The organism is Sphingomonas asaccharolytica NBRC 15499 (genome assembly GCF_001598355.1).
Classification (GTDB): Bacteria; Pseudomonadota; Alphaproteobacteria; order Sphingomonadales; family Sphingomonadaceae; genus Sphingomonas; species Sphingomonas asaccharolytica.
Genome location: NZ_BCYU01000042.1, coordinates 24,407 through 38,971, shown reverse-complemented (window position 1 = coordinate 38,971; position 14,565 = coordinate 24,407). Strand labels below are relative to the sequence as shown.

At 65.4% G+C, this 14,565-nt stretch carries 13 protein-coding genes; 2 read left to right on the top strand and 11 right to left on the bottom strand.

The genetic code is table 11. The features are described from left to right. The 5 genes from SAS01S_RS12645 to fucP all read right to left on the bottom strand — a co-directional run. Nucleotides 1–517: hypothetical protein (locus SAS01S_RS12645; RefSeq protein WP_157082802.1), on the bottom strand; the 517-nt coding region annotated here is incomplete at its 3' end. A 4-nt stretch (nucleotides 518–521) separates the two neighbouring features. After that, complete coding sequence (locus tag SAS01S_RS12640) at nucleotides 522–917, bottom strand: DUF3467 domain-containing protein (RefSeq protein WP_066808566.1); 396 nt, start codon at nucleotides 915–917, stop codon at nucleotides 522–524. Between the two features lie 147 nt (nucleotides 918–1,064). Further along, nucleotides 1,065–2,027 (bottom strand): sigma-54 interaction domain-containing protein, encoded by a 963-nt coding sequence (locus SAS01S_RS12635; protein ID WP_218016293.1) that lies wholly within the window; start codon nucleotides 2,025–2,027, stop codon nucleotides 1,065–1,067. Nucleotides 2,028–2,436: 409 nt separating this feature from the next. Then, a complete protein-coding gene (locus SAS01S_RS12630; RefSeq protein ID WP_066808563.1) occupies nucleotides 2,437–3,231 on the bottom strand; it encodes an amidohydrolase family protein in 795 nt (264 codons plus the stop codon). Continuing rightward, nucleotides 3,228–4,493, bottom strand: coding sequence for an L-fucose:H+ symporter permease (gene fucP, locus SAS01S_RS12625; protein ID WP_066808559.1), 1,266 nt, complete (start codon nucleotides 4,491–4,493; stop codon nucleotides 3,228–3,230). Before fucP ends, SAS01S_RS12630 begins: the two co-directional genes overlap by 4 nt. A gap of 176 nt (nucleotides 4,494–4,669) precedes the next feature. On the opposite strand from fucP, the gene SAS01S_RS12620 reads away from it, so the two are divergent. Beyond that, nucleotides 4,670–5,455 carry an IclR family transcriptional regulator gene (locus SAS01S_RS12620; RefSeq protein WP_066808583.1) on the top strand — a complete coding sequence of 262 codons (786 nt, stop codon included), beginning with the start codon at nucleotides 4,670–4,672 and terminating at the stop codon, nucleotides 5,453–5,455. A gap of 16 nt (nucleotides 5,456–5,471) precedes the next feature. Here the strand turns inward: SAS01S_RS12620 and SAS01S_RS12615 are convergent, their stop codons facing one another. Both SAS01S_RS12615 and SAS01S_RS12610 read right to left on the bottom strand, forming a co-directional pair. After that, nucleotides 5,472–6,464 carry an aldo/keto reductase gene (locus SAS01S_RS12615; RefSeq protein WP_066808546.1) on the bottom strand — a complete coding sequence of 331 codons (993 nt, stop codon included), beginning with the start codon at nucleotides 6,462–6,464 and terminating at the stop codon, nucleotides 5,472–5,474. Continuing rightward, complete coding sequence (locus SAS01S_RS12610; protein WP_218016292.1) at nucleotides 6,461–6,829, bottom strand: L-rhamnose mutarotase; 369 nt, start codon at nucleotides 6,827–6,829, stop codon at nucleotides 6,461–6,463. The genes SAS01S_RS12615 and SAS01S_RS12610 overlap by 4 nt, the downstream gene beginning before the upstream one ends. Before the next feature lie 145 nt (nucleotides 6,830–6,974). Between SAS01S_RS12610 and SAS01S_RS12605 the strand changes: the two genes are divergently transcribed. Beyond that, nucleotides 6,975–8,267, top strand: a complete 1,293-nt coding sequence (locus SAS01S_RS12605) for an L-fuconate dehydratase (RefSeq protein ID WP_066808544.1) — start codon at nucleotides 6,975–6,977, stop codon at nucleotides 8,265–8,267. On the opposite strand, the gene SAS01S_RS12600 is transcribed toward SAS01S_RS12605, so the two are convergent. From SAS01S_RS12600 to SAS01S_RS12585, 4 genes are all read right to left on the bottom strand, one after another. Further along, on the bottom strand, nucleotides 8,268–10,457 hold the full coding sequence (locus SAS01S_RS12600) for a WD40/YVTN/BNR-like repeat-containing protein (RefSeq protein WP_066808535.1): 2,190 nt from the start codon (nucleotides 10,455–10,457) through the stop codon (nucleotides 8,268–8,270). A gap of 3 nt (nucleotides 10,458–10,460) precedes the next feature. Continuing rightward, the gene (locus SAS01S_RS12595; RefSeq protein ID WP_066808533.1) at nucleotides 10,461–11,303 is read right to left on the bottom strand and encodes an aldose 1-epimerase; all 843 of its coding nucleotides are present in this window, start codon (nucleotides 11,301–11,303) and stop codon (nucleotides 10,461–10,463) included. 124 nt (nucleotides 11,304–11,427) lie between these two features. Next, the gene (locus SAS01S_RS12590; RefSeq protein ID WP_066808531.1) at nucleotides 11,428–12,966 is read right to left on the bottom strand and encodes a tryptophan halogenase family protein; all 1,539 of its coding nucleotides are present in this window, start codon (nucleotides 12,964–12,966) and stop codon (nucleotides 11,428–11,430) included. Continuing rightward, complete coding sequence (locus SAS01S_RS12585) at nucleotides 12,963–14,513, bottom strand: tryptophan halogenase family protein (RefSeq protein ID WP_066808529.1); 1,551 nt, start codon at nucleotides 14,511–14,513, stop codon at nucleotides 12,963–12,965. Before SAS01S_RS12585 ends, SAS01S_RS12590 begins: the two co-directional genes overlap by 4 nt. Nucleotides 14,514–14,565: the final 52 nt, after the last annotated feature.

Genomic DNA, 14,565 nt, shown 5'->3' with positions numbered 1-14,565 from the left:
CCGGCTGTCCGGCAGCTGGCGCGGGAGCGGCGGCGGGAGTCGTTCCCGGTTGGGCGCGGTCGCCCGCCCATTCGGCGATTGCAGCGGGTCCCCTTACATACGCGCCGCTGACTCGGGTCGGGAACATCCGCACCCGACGCAAGGCGCGGTCGCTTAGGCCGCCCAGCGAAATATAGGGGCTCGACGCGGTCGGCATCACGTCGACCATCCAGTCGGACGCGGTCGGTGGAGTCGCGGTGGCGAGACCGAACCACAATTTGTCGGCGGCGATGAACCGCGCCAGCACCTCGGGCGGTACCACGTAGACGGCTTCGCCGCGTGGCACCGACAACAGGCCGTGCTCGCGGCTGGAGTAGAAATTGGACGGGGACCGCCCGTCCTTCTTCGCGAACAGCGCCGGGTCGGTCGCCAGCACCACCTCGGCGACGCGTGGCGGGCTGTCGGTCCGGATGGTGAAGCCGAGCATCGGGAACCGGTCGGTCACGTCCAGGCGATTGGGGCGAAGTTGCGCTGCCATGATTCTACCTCTCGTCACGATGGGAGTGCGCGGCTCCGCCAGGGGCGGTGCGCTTGCGGCGGGCGTCGATCGCGCGCCGTTCGAATTCCTGCGGGTTGATGATCGACAGGTCGCCGTCGAGCTCGGCGATGTCGGGAATGTCGTGATGCGCGTGTTCGAACTGCGCGATCGATTGGTTGAGCAAGGTCGCGAGCAATTTGGCGTGAACCGGGCTGACGGCGATCCGGCTCATCAGCTGGACGTCGCCCGATTGCGGCTCGACCTGGCCGGCATCGAGCAGGAATTCGAACGCATTGTGCCCGACTTCGAAATAATTCGCATAGCAGGCCAGCAGCGGCCGCTCGGGCCGCGGCACGGCGCCTGTCGGATGACGATCATGGTCAAGATCGGATGGGCTCACGGATCCTCTCGCGCTGCGACGAGCATCCCTGAGCAAGCGCCGGGCCAATTCGCCGGAAGGCTCCTATCTAATTAGTCTGCAAAGGTTTTTCTAAGACCGCTGCGATATCGCAAATGCCCTGGGCTGTCCCATGTTACATCGCGAGTGTCACTGAGTGACATCGTCCGGATCGGGATCGAGATCGTATTTAGCGAGCTTGCGATAAAGCGTCATGCGTGACCAGTTCAACTGCCGCGCCGCCTCGACCTTGTTCCAGTTGGTCTGGCGCAGCACGCTTACCAACCGCTCGCGCTCAGGCTCGCCTGCCGAGCGATCCTGCTCGAACAGACGGCGAAAGGCGGGTGGGAGATCGGCCATCCCGACCACTCGGCCATCCGGCGGGTCGATGAACAGTGCCTCGACCATGTTGCGCAGTTCGCGGACATTGCCCGGCCAATCGTAACGCCGCATGCGGTCGAGCAAGGCGGTATCGGGCCGGCCGACTTGAAGCGACCGGCGGCGATTCTGCTCGGCGATGAATTGGTCGACGATCGGGCCGATATCCTCTGGCCGGGCGCGCAACGGCGGCATCTCGATGCGAGCGACGTTGAGCCGGTAATAGAGATCGGCGCGAAAACGGCGTTCGATGACCAGATCCTCGAGCCGTTCGTTGCTGGCCGCGACGATGCGCACGTCGACGGGATGGCGGCGCAGCGAGCCGACCGGTGTGACAGTGCGATCCTCGAGCACCCGGAGCAATTTCGCCTGCGCAGGCGGCGTCATCTCCCCTATCTCGTCGAGGAACAGCGTGCCGCCGTCGGCCTCTACGAAGCGGCCGGGAAAGCTGGACTGTGCACCGGTGAACGCGCCGCGCTCGTGGCCGAACATCTCGGATTCGAACAAGCTTTCGGGGATCGCCGCGCAATTGACCGCGACGAATGGCCGCGCCGCGCGCGGGCCCAGCCGATGCACCGCATTGGCCACGCGCTCCTTGCCGGTCCCGGTCTCGCCAGTCACCAATACGGTGGCATCGCTCAGCGCAACCTTGGCGAGATAGCCGCGCAACTGGGAGATCGCCGCGCTCGCGCCGAACAGGCCATCCCGCGCCGCAATGTCTCCCCCCTGATTCAAGACGCGCCCCATTGTTCGGCCGCGCGCTCCCGAACGCGGCCGTTCCAGCGAAAGCTGCCGTCACCGTCAGGTAAACCTGCGGCGTCGGACCCTTCCAATGTTCGTGACGATCGGCGTTTTCGCCATGACAGTCGTGCGTGCGACCTACCCTGGCACGTTACGGCAAGGTTCGCCGAGTCGGCAAATCAAATCCGGCCCGAAACGGACGGTTCACCGACGCGTAAAACCGGCCTATCTCAATATTATGGTTACGAGCTGGCCAATCAATCGCGCAGCGATCTCGGCCTTCAAATTTAGGCGTCGATGCCCCACCCGATCCTGACGCGGCGCTTGGCGATCGCGCCTTGTGACGAGGGCAATACCCTCGCGCGGTCGCGCCATGCGCTCGAAAGCGACGCCGATTGCCATCCTATGCCGGCGCTTTTTCGGCCCCGCCGGAAAGCGCGTAGAGGCGTCGTGCGTTGCCGTAGAACACCGCGTCCCGCGCGCTCGGGGCGATCAGGGTCCGCGCCCGCGCGAGCCAGGATGCATATTCCCCCGCCAGGGTGAGGACGGGCCAATCGCTCCCCCAGATCAAGCGGTCGGTGCCGAATGCGTCGAGCAGTATCGCCGCGACCTCGCCGATGCGCGGTGTCAGCCCGGGCTCGGTGACCAGCCCCGACAGCTTGCACGCGATATTGGGCCGATCGGCAATTGCGCGCATCTCGGCTTCCCAGCCGACAAGATCGCCGGAATCGGGTTTGGCGGCATGGTCGATGACGATCGACAGCGCCGGATGCCGCGCGGCGAGGCGATGCAATGCGGCCAGGTGTCGCGGGCGGATCAGCGCGTCGAGCACCAGCCCGCGGTCGGCCATCGCAGCGAGGCCGGCATCGATCGCGGGATCGTCATACCAGTCGGCATCGCGATCCTGCACCATCGGGCGCAGGCCCTTGACCATCGGGTGCGACGGCAACGTGCCGCGCAGATCGCTCCAGCCGACTATTCCCAACACCAGCTGATCATCGGCAAGCGACAGCAGCCAGTCGGTATCGGCGGCATTGTCCTGACTCTGGACCAGCACCACGCCGTCAATCCCGTTGGCTGCCGCCAGCGCGCGCAGTTCGGGCAGCTCGACATTGCGATGGATCGCCTCGAGATCGGGAGGCGGCCAAGTGCAGCCATGCTCGCCGATCCGCCAGAGATGGACATGGGCGTCGATCACGCCGGCTTCCGCACCGTCAACGCGAAGGCGAGCACGACGAGGAAGCAGCAAGCGGGCACGGCCATCGCATTGACCATCGACCCGGTGCGGTCGGACACCAAACCCATTACCGCCGGAAACACGGCTCCCCCGATGATTGCCATCACCAGCAAAGCGGCGGCCGACTTCGTCCGTGCGCCGAGGCCGTCAACCGTCTCGGCGAAGATGGTCGGGTACATAATCGACATGAAGAAGCTCGAGGCGATCAGCGCGACGATGCCGACCATGCCTCCCGCGATCGTCGCGATGAGGCACAGCAAGGCGCCGGCGACCGCGAAAATGGCGAGCAGCAACGGTGCGCGCACCACGCCCATCAGTGCCGAGCCGACGAACCGCCCCGCCATGAAGGTGACGAGCGAGATGGTGAGATAACCCGCCGCGACGCGCTCGGGCGTGCCCGGCACGGCGACCTCGGCATAGCGGATGAGAAAGCTCCACACGCCGACCTGCGCGCCGACATAGAAGAATTGCGCCGGGACGCCGAGCAGGATCCGGCGATCGCGGAGCAGCGCGCGAAAATCATCGAGGGCGCCGACATCTTCCTCGACATCGCGCTGGGTCGCGATCGCGGGAAAAGCGGTCAATCGGATCAGCACCGCCCATGCCAGCACGCCGAGGCCGATCAGCAGATAGGGTAGCTGCACCGCGGTGGCTTCGCTCGCGCGCCATTGCGCCAATACGCCGGGAGACATCGCCGCGATCTCGGCGGGGCTGTGCGCCACGCCCGACAGGATGAACTGGCTGCCGATAACGATCCCGGTGATCGAGCCGAGCGGGTTGAACGCCTGGGCGAGATTGAGCCGCCGCGACGCGCTCTCCGGCGGTCCAAGCCGCGCGATGAGCGGGTTGGCCGACGTCTCGAGAAACGACAGCCCGCTGGCGATGACGAACAAAGCGGCGAGAAAGAACGGATAGCTTTGCTGGCTCGCTGCCGGCCAAAACAGCAACGCGCCGGCGCCGTAGAAGCAGAGACCGAGCAGCACCGCGGCGCGATAGCCGTAAGCCCGCATGAACAGGGCGGCCGGAATGGCGAGGCAGAAATAACCGAGATAGAAAGCCGATTGGACGAGCCCGGCCTGGAGGTCGCCGAGAACGAACAGCTTCTTGAAGTGTGCGATCAGGATATCGTTGAGATTGTTCGCGATTCCCCACAGGAAGAACAATGCGACGATCAGTCCAAACGGCAACATGCGCGTCTTCGGCACCGGCGATCCCTCGCTCATATCAATCCCCTCCTGTCGATCCGCAGCACCGGCACGACCTTCTCTCCGATTATGCTCGCGAGCCTAGAGCAAATTTTCTCCTGGCAAAGCTGTTTTTTACCAGTGAACAAAGATAGATGGATCGACGCAGGAGGGCCATCATGCCAAAGACAGTCATGAAGGCGAGGATGTTATCGATGGCTGACGATGAGGATCGCGGCGGGGATTCGCGGTATCGCGCACCTGCACTCGAAAAGGGGCTGGACGTGCTCGAATTGCTCGCGGCGCAGGCTGACCCGATGACGCTGACCGAAATCGTCCACGCGCTCGGCCGTTCGCACGGCGAGCTGTTCCGCATGGTCCAGGTACTCGAACAGCGCGGCTATATCGAACAGGATCCGACCGATGACGGCTATCGCCTGACCGACCGGCTGTTCTCGCTCGGCATGCAGCAGCCGCGCACCGCCAATCTGATCGAAATCGCCTTGCCGGTGATGCGTCGGCTCGCGCTCGACCTCGGCCAGTCATGCCACCTTGCGCTGCACACGCGCGGCCAGATGGTAGTGGTGGCGCGGATGGAATCGGCCGAGCAACTCGGTTTCTCGGTACGGGTCGGCTATCGCCGCCCGCTGATGCAGACGGCGTCGGGTGTGATCCTCTACGCGCATCAGCCCGAGGAGGTTCGCCGCCGCTGGGAAAAGATGTTCGATCCGCCGATCCCCGAAGCCGAGATGGCGGCGCTGCGGGCACGCGCCGACGAAATTGCCGAACGCCATGTCGAACACACGCCGAGCCAATTCGTCGCCGGGATCACCGACATTTCCGCGCCGGTGATGCGCGGCGGCAGCGCGGCGGCGGCACTGACCGTCCCCTATCTGAAGAAGATCCAGCCGTCGGTGTCCGCGCGCGACACCGCGGCGTTGGTACGCAAGGCGGCGGAGGCGATTTCCGAGCAACTCGTCGAGGGCGACAGCCGCGCCTGAACGCCCGATCGCGGTCCTATTCGGTCCAGGTGGGCACGTCGGCCCGCAGCAAGCCCGCCATTTTCAGATCGCTCCACAGGCCGTCGGGGACGGGCGCGGCGATATTGGCCATCGTCGCCCGCACCTCGTCGGGATTGGCGAGACCGACGATCACGCTCGCTGCCTGGGGGTGCGCGAGGACGAACCGCAACGCAGCGACCGGCAAGGCCACATCATGCGCCGCGCAGATCCGTTCGATCGCACGCGTCCGCTGGCGGATCGCCTCGGGCACGCCGGCATAATCGTAATGCGCGGCAGGCGCATCCGCCCCCAGCGCGAGGATTCCCGAATTGTAGACGCCGGCCAGAACCAGCGCGGTCCCCGTCGCGGCACAGCGCGGGAAAAGGTCGTCGATCGGGCTTTGTTCGAGCAAGGTATAGCGGCCGGCCAGCAGGATGATATCGAGCGACACGCGCTCCATCAGCTCAAGGCACACCTCGGTCTCGTTGACGCCGACGCCGATCGCCGAAACCGCTCCTTGGTCGCGGAGCTCCTCGAGCGCGGCAAAACCGCCCTTGTCCAGCAATTCGCTCATCCGGGCGTCATGTGCCGCCGCATGGGCGCGGCGCCCGATGTCATGGACATAGAGGATATCGACGCGATCGCGGCCCAGCCGTTTCAGGCTGGCCTCATACGATCGCATTATCCCGTCGCGCGAATAATCATAGACCGGTGCGAAGGGCAGCGCGTCGACAAAACCATGGCGGTCGCGCTCCGCGGTCGCGGCCAGCGGCTCCAGTACCCGACCGACCTTGGTCGAAACGACCATATCGCGGTTGCCGGCGATCGCCCGGCCCAAACGCGTCTCTGCCAGTCCGAAGCCGTAATAAGGGGCGGTATCGGCATAGAGCAGCCCTGCCTCGAGCGCGGCGGTGATCGTCGCCTCGGCAGTCTCGTCGTCGACCGCCCGATAGAGATTGCCGAGCGGGGCTGTGCCGAAGCCGATCGGGGGCAGGTTCAGGCCGGTCATTGCGCGTCGAGGTCGAAAATCTGCACCATCTCCACCCATTTCTCGCCAGGTCGCGCGAACGGCAGCGGCCGCTGGAAACGCCACATCAGGTCTTCCCAGCGATCGATCTCGGGCGGTGTCGGAACCGGCCGCGGATAATCGGCCGCCGCTTCGACGATCATCATCATGCGGTCGCCCGCGCGCCAGATCTCCATGCTCTCGGCGCCCTGCGCGCGGATATGCGCGACCACCGCGGGCCAGCCCGATCCCGGCGCATGGCGCGCCTCATATTCAGCGATCAGCGCGGCATCATCGATCAGGTCGAGCGCATAGCAAAAGCGCCGGGTGGCCGCCGCGGGCACATCGGGTGAATCGGCGTTTTCCAAATTTCCCTCCTGATGGCCGTTCCGAGACGGCTTGCGCACGAAGAGCATTAAAGCCCACTTGCACCGGCGGCAATCTCCACATATGAAAATAATCTACACCAGCGAAATATTTAGCCGGCAACGTCGGGGGCAGAACGCGAACGCCATGGCCAGAATCGTCAAGCTTCGCGTGCTCGATATCCGGTTCCCGACCTCGACGCGGCTCGACGGGTCGGATGCGATGAACCCGGATCCCGATTATTCGGCCGCTTATTGCATCCTCGAGACCGACCAGCCCGATCTTACCGGACACGGCCTGACCTTCACAATCGGCCGCGGCAACGATATCTGCTGCGCCGCGATCGAGGCACTGGCGCCGCTGGTCGAAGGGCTGGACCTCGACTGGATCCGGGCCGATGGCGCGCGCTTCTGGCGGCACGTGACGGGCGACAGCCAACTCCGCTGGATCGGACCGGAAAAGGGCGTGATCCATCTCGCGACTGGCGCCGTGGTCAATGCGGTGTGGGATCTGCTGGCGAAACAGGCGGGAAAGCCCTTGTGGCGCCTGATCGGCGAGATGAGCGCCGAGGAAATCGTCGGGCTGATCGATTTCCGCTATATCACCGACTGCATCATGCCCGAGGAAGCGGTGGCGCTGTTGACCGAGCGCGCAGCGGGAAAGGCAATGCGGGTCGCCGACCTCGAGGCGAACGGCTATCCCTGCTACACGACGTCGGCTGGCTGGCTGGGCTATTCGGACGACAAATTGGTCCAGCTCTGCCGCGAAGCGGTCGCCGAAGGGTTCAATCACGTCAAGCTCAAGGTCGGGCGCTCGCTGGAGGAAGATATCCGCCGGGTGACCCTCGCGCGTGAAGCGATCGGACCGGATCGCCGGTTGATGATCGACGCCAATCAGGTGTGGGAAGTCGAGGAGGCGATCGCGCATGTCCGCGAACTCGCTTTCGCCAATCCCTGGTTCATCGAAGAACCGACCAGCCCCGACGATATCGAGGGGCACCGGCGCATTCGCCAAGGGATCGCGCCGGTCAAGGTCGCGACCGGAGAGATGTGCCAGAACCGTATCCTGTTCAAGCAATTCATCATGCGCGGCGCGATCGACGTGGTGCAGCTGGACGCGTGCCGGCTGGGCGGCGTCAATGAAGTGCTGGCGGTGCTGCTGATGGCGGCGAAATACGATCTGCCGGTCTGTCCGCACGCCGGCGGCGTGGGCCTGTGCGAATATGTCCAGCATCTGTCGATGATCGACTATCTCTGCTTCTCGGGGACGAAGGAGGGACGCGTCGCCGAATATGTCGATCACCTCCACGAGCATTTCGTCGCGCCGAGCGTGGTGGCGGGCGGCGCCTATCGCGTGCCCGAGGCACCCGGTTATTCGATCGAGATGAAGCCCGCGACGCTTGCCGCCTTCGCCTTTCACAAGGCTGAAGCGTTGGCCTGATCAGCGGGAAGGATCGCCATAGAGAATGCCCCGTCCGTCGGTCCCGACATAGACTCTGCCGCGGCGGCGGGGATCGCCCGAAATCACACGGAAGCGGCCGCCCCAGCGGTGTCCAGGGTCGTCGATGCGACCCCAATGGGCGCCGCCATCGGGCGATCTCCAGATGCCGGTCTCTCCGGCTCGCCTGGCGACGGCATAGAGAGCAGGATTTGCCGGCGAGCTGCCGAGCCCCAAGCCGAACAAGGCGATGTCGAGGTCGGGCGCGAGCCGCTGGAAGGTCGGGCCGCCGTCGCGGCTGCGGTAAAGCTCTGTGCCGCACAGCAGGAACAGGTCGCCCGGCGCAAAGGGCGAAGCGACCAAGGCGGGCTGACTTTCGCGGTTGCGGGGACGCGCCACCGACAGATCGGCGCACAGGCCCCGCGTCGCCATCGGCGCGAAATGCTCGCCGCCATCGACGCTAGCGAAGATCCGACGCGTGTCGGGATCGACCGCCCAGGCGAGGCGGCCGTCGACCTTGTCGGTGACGATCCGGAGATTGCCGGGCAGCCCGGCAATCTCGGTCCAGCTTTTGCCGCGATCGCGTGTCAGCAGCGGACGTTCCGCGGCGACGAAGAAACCCTGGCCGTCGGCCGAGACGGTGATCGGCGCCTTACCTTGCGCCTCCAGGCTATGCCCGTCGTTCCACCAGGGCGTCCGCAACGGATGCCAGTTCGCGCCGCCATCATCGGACCAGCCGAGGCCGGCCTCGATTTCCTGCCCGTCATGGACATTGCCGCTGCGCACGAGCACGAGCCCGGCGCGGCCGGCATAATCGAGCGTGTTGGTATTGGTGTTGCGCGGCGACAGGAACATGCCCGGCGGCGAGTGCCCGAAATCGCGGTGCACGAACCCGCCAAGGTCGCCGAAGCCGGAGACCAACGATGCACCGGCGGTCGGGCTGGTCAGCGTGATGATCGCGGTCTGCTCGACACCTTTGGTCCAGGGCGTCCAGAGCAACGCAGCCTTCGGGGCGTCATTCGTGACATAGACCGTGTCGCCGGTCGTATAGGCCAGCCGCCGGGGATCGAACGGGTCAAGCGCCAGCCCGGCCATCCAATGTCCGAGAGCGGGTTCCGGGCGGCCCCAATTGAGGAACGGCGTTGCGCGTGTGTCGCGATGGCTGAGCGGACCGAGATCGGTCCAGTGCCGGCCGCCATCGGTCGTGCGCCACAAGGTATCGCCTGGCTTCCAGCGATTGAAGGTCGATGCATAGGCCACGCCGTCGCGTGCGGGATCGGCGGCGATGCCGATATAGCCGCCCGGCGGGGCGGCAGCGGCACGATCGGGCGAGACGTCGTGGAACGTGCCCGAGCGCTCCAAAACCCATATCGCGCCGCGCGTCACGCCGCTCGGGCCGATACCGTCGGCCCAGGTGACGTAGAGCCGGCCGGCGCCATCGAGCGCCGCCTTGACCGGGACCAGGCCATCGGGGCCACCCGTGAGCCGCGTCCAATGCGCGCCGTCGTCATTCGACTGGAGTAATCCGGCCTCGCCTGCATCGGCGATCCCGGCAAAGATGCGCGGCGATTTCGGATCGAACAGCACGAACGCGATGCCGGCGTGCGTCGTCCGGGGCGCGGCGGGACCGGCACCGGCATAGGGAAAGGTAGTGTCGCGCCGCCAGTGCGCGCCGGTATCCTCGCTCCGCCACAATCCATCGTGGCGCGAGCCGAACAGCAGGCGGCGCGGGTGATGCGGATCGACCGCGAGCCGCTCACCGAGACCGCGCCCCGGCTCGTTGCCGCCCATGCGGAATGGCACCGGCACGATCGTCCAATGCGCGCCGCGATCGTCCGAGCGCATGATCGCCGCGGGATCGCGCGCGGACATGCCGACCGCGGCATAGACGCGGTTGGCGTCGACCGGGTCCGGGGCGATGCTCTCGACGCCGAAAAAACTGCCTTGCGCGAAGCCGTCCATCAGCGGCACCCAGACGCCGGCGCGATCCTCCCAGCGATAGGCGCCACCCATGTCGGTACGCAGATAGGCAAGCCCGCGCTCGACCGGGCTGAACACGATACCCGGCGCGAAGCCCCCTCCCCCGACGGTCACGTTGGTCCAGCGATAGGGAGCCGCGGGATCTCGCGCCGCAGCGGGCGCCAACGCGGCAAGCGCCAGCGCGGCGCCGAGAATGATCGATCGTAATGTCATGGTTCAGCTCGTGATGCGCATCGTCAGCGCGAGGGTTTCGCCAGGGTCGAGCGCGGCGATCGCGAAGCCCTGGTTGAGCGCGTCGGGCAGATGCGACACCGGCTCGACGCACAGAAAGGTTTCGCCCGGCGGCGCGTAGAGATGGACGGCCCGCGCACCGATCGTGCTGATCCGCGTGACTCCGTCCGCGCCGTCGATCCTGGCCTGACCCGTCCAGCCGTCGAAGCTGTTGTCGATCAGGCGATCGGGTAAGCCCGCGCCCGCGCTCCAGTCGCCGAACGTGTCGGCGGCGACCGTTCGGGTCGGGATCATCGTCTCGTCGCCCTCCCACATCCGCTGCGTGGCCATCGTCAGCTGCGTCGATGCGTCGCGCGGGAAATAAGGGTGAAGGCCTAGGCCAGCGGGCATCGTTCGGTCGCCTTCATTGGTAAGCAGCAAGCTGACCGTCAGGCCGTCATCGTCCAGCGTGAAGCGCTGCTCGGCGCGGAACGGCCATGGCCAGCCACCGCCACCGGCGTGGCGCAATTCCATCACCGCCTCGCCCCTCCCCGCCATGCCCATCGTCCAGGGCGCCTGCCAGCCGATGCCGTGCAGACTGTGCGGGTGGTCGCCGAAATTGAGTGGCAACCGATGCGCCTCGTCGGCGAAGGAGAAGTGCCCATGCGCGATGCGGTTGGCATAGGGGACGAGCGGGAAACACCCGGTCGCGAGCGGATCGTCGACATCCTCCGGCGCGCGCCGCAGCACGTCGCGGCCATCGCGCGTCAGATAGGCGATCGCGCCGCCCAGTTCGGGGAGTAGCCCCGTTTCCCAAGGGCCCGCGCGAAGCGTTGCCGGTGCGCGCATGCTACTTCCTAACTCTTCGGTGCGGCAGGCGGACGACGTGACGCTCGCTGGCGAAGGTCACGGTCATCGTCACGATGTGGAATGGCCCGGGGTGAAGGCATCGCGATCGTCTCCTTATGGTCTGTCAGGCGGCGAGTGGCGGCGCCGCGCAATGTCGCGCGATGAACTCGGCCTGGGTCGGCATCGCGGCAGCGGTCTTGCTGATCACGTCGCGCAGATGGGCCAGAAAATTGCGGGACTCATCAGCGGGCAAGGCATCAGCCAGGGGATCTTGGCCGCGCGGCACCTCGTTCTGGCCGAGCAGGACGGCAACCCAACTGTCTTCGGTAAACAAATCGTCCTGACGCCGGAAAACGCGCGCGTTGCCACGCCATAATTCGAGCTTTTCGGTTAGACTGTCGGGCACCGGCATCGTCCGGCAATATTGCCAGAACGGCGTGTCGCCGCGCTGGGTGGCATGGTAATGGAGGATGACGAAGTCGCGCACTTGCTCATATTCCAGGCGCAACGTGCGGTTATATTCGTCGATCTCGTGCTGCGCGAAGCTGCGGTCGGGGAACAGGGCCAAGAGCCGAGCGATGCCCGACTGAATGAGATGGATGCTGGTCGATTCGAGTGGTTCGAGGAACCCCGCCGACAGCCCGATCGCGACGCAGTTTTTTTTCCAGAGCGTGTCGCGCCGTCCGGCAGTGAAGCGGAGCCGGCGCGGAGCCGCGGCCAGCGAGCCTTCGAGCATGGAGCGCAACCGCGCCTCGGCCGCATCGTCGTCGAGATGGGCGCTCGAATAGACATAGCCATTGCCCATTCGGTGTTGCAGTGGAATGCGCCAACGCCAGCCCGCCGCGTCGGCGGTTGCCCGCGTATAGGGCACCGGCGGTTCCGGGTTGGTGCAGGGGGCAGCGATCGCGCGATCGCACGGAAGCCAATGCTGCCAGCTCTCGAACGCCACACCGAGCGTGTTACCCAGGATAAGCGAGCGAAAGCCCGAGCAATCGATGAACAACTCGCCCTCGACACATCGCCCGTCGGCGAGTACCACGCCCGTGACGAAGCCGCTCTCCGGCTCGACATCGACCTTTTCGATCCGCCCCTCAATCCGCGTCACGCCATTCCGCTCGGCCAGCCCGCGAAGATACCGCGCATAAAGCCCGGCATCGAAATGGAAGGCGTAGCCCAGCGATGCCAGCACCGATGCGGGATCGCCCGCCGGCCGGGTGAAGCGGCCACGCAACGCTGCCTGCACGGCAATGCTGTAGTCGCCGATCCGGCCCGCCTCCTGCGCGGAAGCGGCAGCGCGCATCTGGCGCAGCCAGATGTTATGGAATTTGATCCCCACGGCGTCGCGGCCAAGGCGCCCGAACGGGTGAATATAGCGATCTTCCGGCAGGCCCCAGCCGACGAACTCGATGCCTAACTTGAACGTCGCTTGCGTCGCGCGCACGAACTCGTCTTCGTCGATGCCGAGCAAGTGATTGAAATCGTGCAACGTGGGAATCGTCGCTTCGCCGACGCCGACCGTGCCAATCTCGTCGGATTCGATCAGAGTCACCGCGACGCCGGCAGCCGTCAGCCGGGCTAACGCCGCCGCGGTCATCCAGCCGGCGGTGCCGCCACCGACGATCACGACACGCTTGATCGGCCCCTCGCCGCGCGCGCCGGTCATGCCAGCTTCTCCTGGGAGCCGAACCCGGAGGTTTGCGCATATCGCACAAGCTCGCGATTGCTCGGCAACGTGCGGATCGCATAATCGGCCTGCCGTCGCACATCGGCAAAGGCCGCGCGCGCGTCGTCACGATAGCGATATACGCCGGCCTTGGCCGACAGATCGGTCTTCCAGCCCATTCCGTATAGGACATATTGCCAACTCGGCTCGGTGAAGATGTCGATATTGGTGTCTATGTCCATCTCGGTCGGGGGACGAAAACGCCAGCGATCGAGCAATTCGTGCAGCGAGTCGCGGCTCGTCGACGGATCGACATTGTCTCGCCAGAAGTCAGTGTCGCGGCGCTGGCTGATCGAATAGTGCAACTTGATGAAGTCGAGCGTACGCTCGTAGCGGCGACGCATGATATGGTTGAACTGGCGCGCCGAGGTTTCGAAATCGCCGGCCCAGGGAAACAGATTGGCGACCATCGACGCGGCGACTTCGGCAAAGACGATACCGGTCGCCTCGAGCGGCTCGAAGAATCCGCTCGACAGCCCGATAGCAACGCAGTTTTTCACCCAATTGGTTTCGCGGTAGCCGCCTTCGAAGCGGATCTTGCGCGTCTCGAGTTGCTCGGCGGCGGGACCGACATAATCGCGCAGTACGGCCTCGGCGCGGGCATCGTCGGTATGCGACGAGGAATAAACGTGCCCGATGCCACGGCGCTGGTCGAGCCCGATGTCCCAGACCCACCCCGCTTCCTGTGCGGTCGAGATGGTATAGGAAGCGATCGGCGCATCGCCGCTCGCATAGGGCACTTGCATCGCCAGCGCTGTATCGCAGAACAACACGTCCCGACACGATCGATAGGGACTGCCCAACGCCTTGCCGATCAGTTCCGCCCGAAAGCCGGTGCAGTCGATATAGAGGTCACCGGCGAGCACGCCGTTGGCGGCGGTGCGAACGCCGGCAATGCCATCGTCTCCCGTCAACACCTCTTCGACCGTGTCGATCAGATGCGTGACGCCGTTGGCGATGCCCTGATCGCGCAGCAATTGCGCGAGCGTCACCGCATCGAAATGGAAAGCGTAGTTGAGCGGCGCGACAAAGTCGGGATGGCTCGGCAGTTTTGGCGCGCGGTGCGCGTCAGCTGCTTTTTTCTGTGGCGTGTTGACCTCGTCCCAATTCTCGTCGCCCGCTACGCCAAGCAGCCAATAGGGCAACAGATCGAGCCCGCCGCGATCCTCGCCACTCTGGAACGAATGGAGATAGTGATCGTGCCGACCGGTGCCGGGAGCGTGCCGCCAATGGGCGAATTTGGCCCCTTGCTTGAACGTCGCGCCGCAACGGCGGATCATCTCAGCCTCGTCGACGCCGATCGTCGCCAATGTCCTGCGGATTGTCGGAAAGGTGCCTTCTCCGACTCCGAGAATGCCGATCTCCTTTGATTCAACGAGCGTGATCGCGACCCCGCCCGGCAAATCGGCGCCAAGTCTCTTGGCAAGATATCCCGCGCTCAGCCAGCCGGCGGTGCCGCCGCCGACGATGATAACCCGCTTCATCATGTCCCGTCCGCCCGATCATTTCGACCGCCAGGTTATGCAACCTGGCGGTCGA